Below are 6,725 nucleotides of genomic sequence, written 5' to 3'. Positions count from 1 at the left end.
GGCATCTGCAGCGGGCCGACGCCCGGCGTGATGGTGCCGAGGATCCGGGGCTCGCGCGCTCCCGTGCCGCCGGGGACGATCGCGGGCACGCCGTGCATCGTGGACCAGCCGATCAGCGCCAGGAGGATCGCCTCCTTGCTGTCGGCCGCAGCCCCCAGCTCGTCCGCCAGCACGACCTCGGTCCCGGGGAGCGCGGCGCGCAGCCCCTCGAGGATCAGCGGGTTGCGGCAGCCGCCACCTGACACGGCGAGGAATCCGATCCCGGCGGCTTCCACGTCGCGCGCGACGGTGCGCACGGTCAGCTCGGTGAGCGTGCGCACGACATCGGCGACCGCGATCTCGCGGCCCTGCGCTGCCAGGTGCTCGTGCACGTAGCCGAGGTGGAAGTGCTCCTTGCCGGTGCTCTTCGGCGGCGTGAGCGCGTAGTACGGGTCGTCGAGCAGCGCGGCCAGGAGCGCCTCATCGACCTGTCCGGTGCGGGCGATCGCGGCGTCGTCGTCGTAGCCGAGCGGATTGAGGCCGTGCTCCACGATGACCGCGTCGACCAGCGCGTTCGCCGGTCCGATGTCATAGGCGACCAGGCCGTCGGGCCGCACCACGGTCATGTTCGAGATGCCACCCAGGTTCAGCGCCGCCGAGACGCCGGCGCGGCCGCGCAGCAGCAGCTCGTCCAGGAACGACACCAGCGGAGCTCCGTGTCCGCCCGCGGTGATGTCGCGGATGCGGATGTCGGACACCACGGGCACGCCGACCTTCTCGGCGATCCAGGCGGGCTGACCGATCTGCAGGGTGCCGAGCGCGTGGGCGCCGTCGACCCAGTGGTACACGGTCTGACCGTGCGAACAGACCGCATCGACGCCGCCGACCTCTGCGGCGATGTCGGCGGCGACCTCGGCGAACGCCTGGCCGATGAGCGTGTCGAGCTCGGCGACCTCGGCAAGGGTGGTCTGCGCCGGCGGCAGTGCCGCGATCAGCCGTGCCCGCAGCTCGGGCGCGTAGGGCACGCTCGTCGCCGCGAGCACTCTCCCGCGCAGATCCACGCCGTGGTCGGTGAACCCTCCGCTGGTCGTGAAGTCGACGACGGCGGCATCGATCCCGTCGTGCGAGGTGCCGGAGATCAGTCCGAGGACGCGCATCAGTTCTCCTCCAGTGCGGTGCGCAGCCGACCATCGGCCGCGTCCAGTCGTGCGGTGGCCGCGGCGAGGTCCTCACCGCGGCGGATCATGATCGACGCGAGCTTCACGTCGTAGGCGGCCGTCTCCAGGGCCGCCACCGCCACGTCGCGGTCGACGTCCGCGATGGTCTGCACCATCCGGATCGCCCTCTCGCGCAGCTTGTGGTTGGTGGCCTTCACATCCACCATCAGGTTGCCGTAGGCCTTGCCGTTCCGGACCATCGAGATGGTCGAGAACATGTTGAGCACGAGCTTCTGCGCGGTACCCGACTTGAGACGGGTGGAGCCGGAGAGCACCTCCGGACCGACCTCGACCTCGATGCCGTGTTCGGCGGCGGCACTCAGCGCGGTGTCGACGTTGCACGAAAGGCCGATGCTGAGTGCTCCGCGCTCGCGTGCCCGGCGCACTGCCGCGATCACGTACGGCGTGCGTCCGCTGGAGGCGATGCCGATCACGGTGTCGAGCGGACCGATCCCCGCCGCGTCGATGGCCGCAGCTCCCGCCTCCGCGTCGTCTTCCGCACCCTCGACCGGGTTCACGATCGCACCCGGACCGCCGGCCATGATCGCGAACACGAGCTCAGGCGGGGTGCTGAACGTGGGTGGGCACTCGGAGGCATCGAGCACGCCGATGCGTCCGGGAGTTCCTGCGCCGACGTAGACCAGGCGTCCGCCCTGCGCCATGCGGGCGGCCGTCGCCTCGATCGCCGGCACGATCTGCGGCAGAGCGCGTTGCACCGCGGCCGGCACCGTGGCATCCGCCTCGTTCATGGTCTGCGCGAGCTCGGCGACGCTCATCCGGTCGAGCTCCGCGTAACGGGGGTCGCTGGCCTCGGTGGCCAGTGCGCCGAGATCCTCCATGGTCATCGCTTTCCTCTGTTCCGAGGGTCGAGGCTGTCGCGCAGGCCGTCGCCGAGCAGGTTCAGACCGACCACGAGGAGCACGACGATCACGCCCGGCGCGATCATCGTCCACGGGGCGATCGTGACGAGCGTCCGCGCCTCGAAGATCATCGACCCGAGCGAGGGCGCCGGCGGCGGCGTGCCGAGTCCGAGGAAGCTCAGCGAGGCCTCGGTCAGCACAGCCCACGAGAGGGAGAGGGTGACCTGCACGATGATGATCGAGGTGATGTTCGGCAGCACGTGTCGGAACATGGTGGCCATGCGGCTCTGCCCCGTGCTCTTGGCCGCCTTGACGTACTCCACCTCGCGCAGCGACAGCACGGGTCCGCGCGTGACGCGGATGAAGATCGGCACGTAGACGATCGCGATGGCCACGGCGATGGTGAACCAGTTGCGGTCGAAGACGGACGCCAGCGACAGGGCGAGCAGCAGTGGCGGGAAGGCGAACAGCACGTTGGTGATCGCGGTGATCGCGCCGTCGGAGAAGCCGCGGTAGAACCCGGCGATGAGTCCGCAGACCGTGCCGACGACGGTCGCGAACGCCACGGCGACCACGGAGATGAGCGCCGAGTTGGCGACGCCGGCTGCGACGCGCGAGAACACGTCACGGCCGAACTGGTCGGTGCCGAACCAATGCACGGCGGACGGCGGCTGCAGACGGGACGGCGGATCCTGCGCGAGCGGATCGAACGGCAGCAGGCCGAACGCCGAGACGAGGCTCAGCACCGCGAGCAGCACGACGATGATGAGGCCGGCGAGACCGCTCCGGCTGCGCAGCAGGAGACGCACGCGCTCCATGGTGCGCCCGCCGCCGGGCGCGATGGTCGGAGTCTGAGAGATGTCGGTCATGCGGCACGCACCCGAGGATCGATGACCCGGTAGAGCAGGTCGGTGAGCAGGTTGACGATGACGAAGGCGAGGGCGATCACGAGCACGGTGCTCTGCACGAGCGCGTACTCCTTCTGCTGGATGCCCAGCAGCACCTGGCGTCCGATACCGGGGAGCGAGAAGATCTGCTCCACCACGACCGCACCTCCGAGGAGGTAGCCGAACTGCAGACCCGTCATCGTGACGATCGGCACCAGGGCATTGCCGAGCACATGGCGCACCTGCAGTCGACGCGGGGGCACGCCCTTCGCCCTGGCGGTGCGGATGAAGTCGTTGGAGCGGATCTCGAGCACCGCGGTGCGGGTCGTACGCATGATCGGCGCGGCGATGCCGAAGCCGAGCACGATCGAGGGCAGCAGCATCTGCTGCAGGTTCAGCAGCGGGTCCTCGAAGAGCGTCGCGTACGCCTGCCCGTTGGGGTTGAATCCGAACGACTGGGCGAGGATGGCGAGCAACGCGGTGCCGAGCAGGAACGCGGGGATCGAGAGACCGGCGAGACCCACCACCTGTCCGACGCCGTCGCGGAACGAGTCGGGCTTCGAGGCGGAGAGCATGCCGAGCGGGATGCCGATGGCCAGCGCGATCACGATCGAGATGATCGCGAGCTCGAACGTCACGGGCAGGGCTGCAGCCGTGAGGTCGAGGACGCTCGTCTGTGCCCGGGAGGAGAATCCGAGGTTGCCCGTGAAGATGTTGCCGAGCCAGGAGAAGAACTGCACGATGAGCGGCTGGTCGAGGCCGTAGTACGCCTCGAGGGCGGCGCGCTGCGAGGGCGTGAGCGCGGCTGCCTCGGTGCCGAGGCCGGAGCTGATCTGGTCGCCGGGGATGGCGCGCAGCATCAGGAAGACGAAGATGGCGACGCCGAGGAGCGTGCCGAGGGCTGCGAGGATGCGTCGCAGCACGCTGTTGCGGAGGAGCTGTCTGAACATGCGCGTGTGTGGGTGCCTGTCGTCGGGGAAGGAGGGGGCGCGGGGCGGCCGCGCCCCCTCGATCCGCTACTTGATGGAGGTGGTCCGCAGGTACTGCAGCGAGCCGTTCACCATCGGGACGAAGCCGTCGACGGTCGACGCGGTCGCCGTGTAGGTGTAGCTCGTGAACAGCCAGATCCACGCCGCGTGGTCCTCGAGGTTCTCGGAGACCTGCGCGTAGATGTCCTTGCGCTTGTCGGGGTCGGCCGTCTGGCGTCCCTCCGCGAACAGCGCGTCGAGCTCGGGCGAGGAGTAGCCGGCGACCTTGTTCAGGTTTCCGGTGCTGGTGAAGTAGCGGCCGTACATGCCGTCGGGGTCGGGACGACCGCCGTTGAGGGCGACCGCGGCATCGAAGTCGGCCGCGATCCAGCGGTCGACGAACGCACCGGACTCGAGCACCTCGAGGTCGAGGGTGATGTCGGCGTCGGCCAACTGCGCCTTCAGGTTCTGCGCCTCGTTCACCGAGGTGGCGTACTCGCCCTGGGAGACGATCGTCTTGATGGTGACGCCGTCCTCCTTGCCCGCCTTCTTCAGGTACTCGGCGGCCTTGTCGAGGTCGCGCTCCGGGCAGGGGCGTGCATCGGGGTCGGACTTGTATGCGGGAGAGGTGATGGGGCCGGTGACCTCGCCCTCGCCGAGGGCCGCGGTGTCGAGCACCTCCTGGCGGTCGATCGCGCACTGGATGGCGAGGCGCACGTTCACGTCGGCGAGGTCGCCGCGCTGCGCGTTCAGCTGCAGGGCGTGGTAGCTCAGCTGCGGGGTCGTGGCGACCTCGACGTTGGCGCCCTCGGCGGTCTGTGCGACGAGCGGGTCGTCGAACACGGCCAGCTGCACATTGCCGGACTGCATCGCCGAGACGATCGACGACTCGTCGGGGATCACGCGGAACTCGACGGTGTCGAGCAGTGCGGCGTCACCCCAGTAGTCCTCGTTCTTGGCGAGCGTGAGCGACTGGCTCGCCTTGCGGTCATCCAGGATGAAGGGCCCGGTGCCGTTGGGCGTGGTGTTCAGACCCTCCTCGGTGTCGTCCGAGGACAGCATCGCCATGTTGATCACGGCGAGGTTGGCGGGCAGGGCGGCGTCCGGAGCGCTGAGCGTGAGGGTGACGGTGTTCTCGTCCGTGGCCTCGACCGCGGTGACGGAGGCGAGAGAGCTGCGCGCGACGGCAGCCGTGGCCTCGGCCGCGATCGCATCGAGCGAGTACTTCACGTCTTCCGAACCGAACGTGCTGCCGTCGGCGAACGTGACGCCCTCGCGCAGGTGGAAGGTCAGGGTGAGGCCGTCTTCGGAGACGTCCCACGACTCGGCGAGGCCGGGAACCACGTTCAGGTCCTCGTCGAACTCGGTCAGCGTGCCGTAGAGGTTCTGCAGCACGTTGACGGCCTGGAACTGGGTGGCTTTCCAGGGGAACAGGGTGTCGGGGTCGCTGGTGACGCCGATGACGAGGTCGCCTCCGGCAGCGCCTTCTGAGGGCTTCGGGTCGGATGCGGGTGCGGAGCACCCGGTGATGACGAGGGCGAAGGCGAGGCCCGTCGCCGTGAGAGCGCCGAGTGACGCCCAGCGTGCTGTGCTCATTGCTGGATCCTCCTGAGTGTGACGGCCGCCGTGGCGTCGGGTCAGGCGCTGTTGCCTGCCGCCCCGTGAACGTCGTCGGTCTTGGTTGGTACCAAAAGTACACGAACGTCACTACAGATGTAACAGAAGTTCCTCTACTGTTATGAACAGTGATCGGAGACCCCATGCCTCATGAAGCCGCCCGCGACGAAGCCGGCGCACACCCCGTGCTCGTCCGCATGCGGGCGATCCGCCCCGAGTTGCGTCCGAGCGAGCAGCGCATCGCCGATCTCTTCCTCTCCGACCCCGCGGGAACCGCGGGCCTCTCGGTCGCCGAGCTCGCCCAGCGCTGCGACACGTCCACCACCTCGGTCGTCCGGTTCTGCAAGCGCCTCGGCTACGAGCACGTGCGGGAACTCCGCAATCACGTGCTGCGCGACGTCGAGCGCGAGACCTTCGACACGGCCGCGCTGCCCGCCGTCTCCGGAGACATCGATCGCAACGACACCCTGACCGACATCGTCGCGAAGGTCTCTCTCGCCGAGACCCTCTCCCTCGCCGACACCGCCAAGGTGCTCGACACCGAATCGCTGCGCGCATCCGTCGACGCCATCACCTCGTCGACCAGGGTCGACATCTTCGGTGTCGGCGCCAGCTCCATCGTGGGGCTCGACCTGCAGCGCAAGCTCACCCGCATCGGGCGCACCGCTCTGGAGTGGTCTGACCCGCATGCCGCCTGGACCTCGGCGGCGACGCTCGGGCCGGGCAACGTCGCGATCGCGGTCTCCCACACCGGTGCCACGACCGACACCATCGAGTTCCTGCTGCTGGCCCGTCAGGCGGGAGCGACCACCATCGCGATCACCAACCACGCCGGCGCTCCGCTGGCCGATCAGGCCGACATCGTGCTCACGACCGCCGCGCGCGAGACCGGCTTCCGCTCCGGAGCTCTCGGCAGCAGGATCGCCCAGCTGATGGTGGTCGACTGCATCTTCATCGGTGTCGCCCAGTCGAACTACGATCGCTCGATGGAGGCGCTGCGCGACACCTTCGCCGCCGTGCACCGCGTGCGGACGACCGGGGCGTGATCGACGACGCCCGACGCGCACGGGCCGGGCTGTTCACCGCCTTCGCGGGACTCGGCGTCACGGCCGCCTTCCTGCCGGCGATCCTGCCTTCCGCCGAACGGGCGATGGCGGCCGACCTCAGCGTCGCGGTGCCCGCACTGTTCGCCGGGCT

The 6,725-nt window shown here is 69.2% G+C and carries 6 protein-coding genes; 1 reads left to right on the top strand and 5 read right to left on the bottom strand.

Annotated features, from left to right (window positions below; genetic code table 11):
- The 5 genes from DSP71_RS21400 to DSP71_RS21380 form a co-directional block, all read right to left on the bottom strand.
- A partial coding sequence (locus tag DSP71_RS21400) for an anhydro-N-acetylmuramic acid kinase (protein ID WP_113682006.1) occupies positions 1-1,136 on the bottom strand: 1,136 nt, incomplete at its 3' end.
- Positions 1,136-2,041: an N-acetylmuramic acid 6-phosphate etherase gene (gene murQ / locus DSP71_RS21395; RefSeq protein ID WP_113682005.1), complete on the bottom strand. Its 906-nt coding sequence runs from the start codon at positions 2,039-2,041 to the stop codon at positions 1,136-1,138. The genes murQ and DSP71_RS21400, both read right to left, overlap by 1 nt.
- Entirely contained in the window at positions 2,038-2,925 is an 888-nt protein-coding gene (locus tag DSP71_RS21390) for an ABC transporter permease (protein ID WP_058631719.1), read from the bottom strand. The genes murQ and DSP71_RS21390 overlap by 4 nt, the downstream gene beginning before the upstream one ends.
- Entirely contained in the window at positions 2,922-3,893 is a 972-nt protein-coding gene (locus DSP71_RS21385; RefSeq protein WP_046747453.1) for an ABC transporter permease, read from the bottom strand. The genes DSP71_RS21390 and DSP71_RS21385 overlap by 4 nt, the downstream gene beginning before the upstream one ends.
- 66 nt (positions 3,894-3,959) lie before the next feature.
- Positions 3,960-5,507, bottom strand: coding sequence for an ABC transporter substrate-binding protein (locus DSP71_RS21380; protein ID WP_113682004.1), 1,548 nt, complete (start codon positions 5,505-5,507; stop codon positions 3,960-3,962).
- 164 nt (positions 5,508-5,671) lie between these two features.
- Between DSP71_RS21380 and DSP71_RS21375 the strand changes: the two genes are divergently transcribed.
- Positions 5,672-6,574, top strand: coding sequence for a MurR/RpiR family transcriptional regulator (locus DSP71_RS21375; RefSeq protein WP_058631721.1), 903 nt, complete (start codon positions 5,672-5,674; stop codon positions 6,572-6,574).
- The last annotated feature ends 151 nt before the right edge of the window (positions 6,575-6,725 follow it).

The organism is Microbacterium sp. H6 (assembly GCF_003314775.1).
GTDB classification, from domain to species: domain Bacteria; phylum Actinomycetota; class Actinomycetes; order Actinomycetales; family Microbacteriaceae; genus Microbacterium; species Microbacterium oxydans.
Note: the sequence above shows the minus strand (reverse complement) of the source record. Positions and strands in the feature narration are given on the sequence as shown.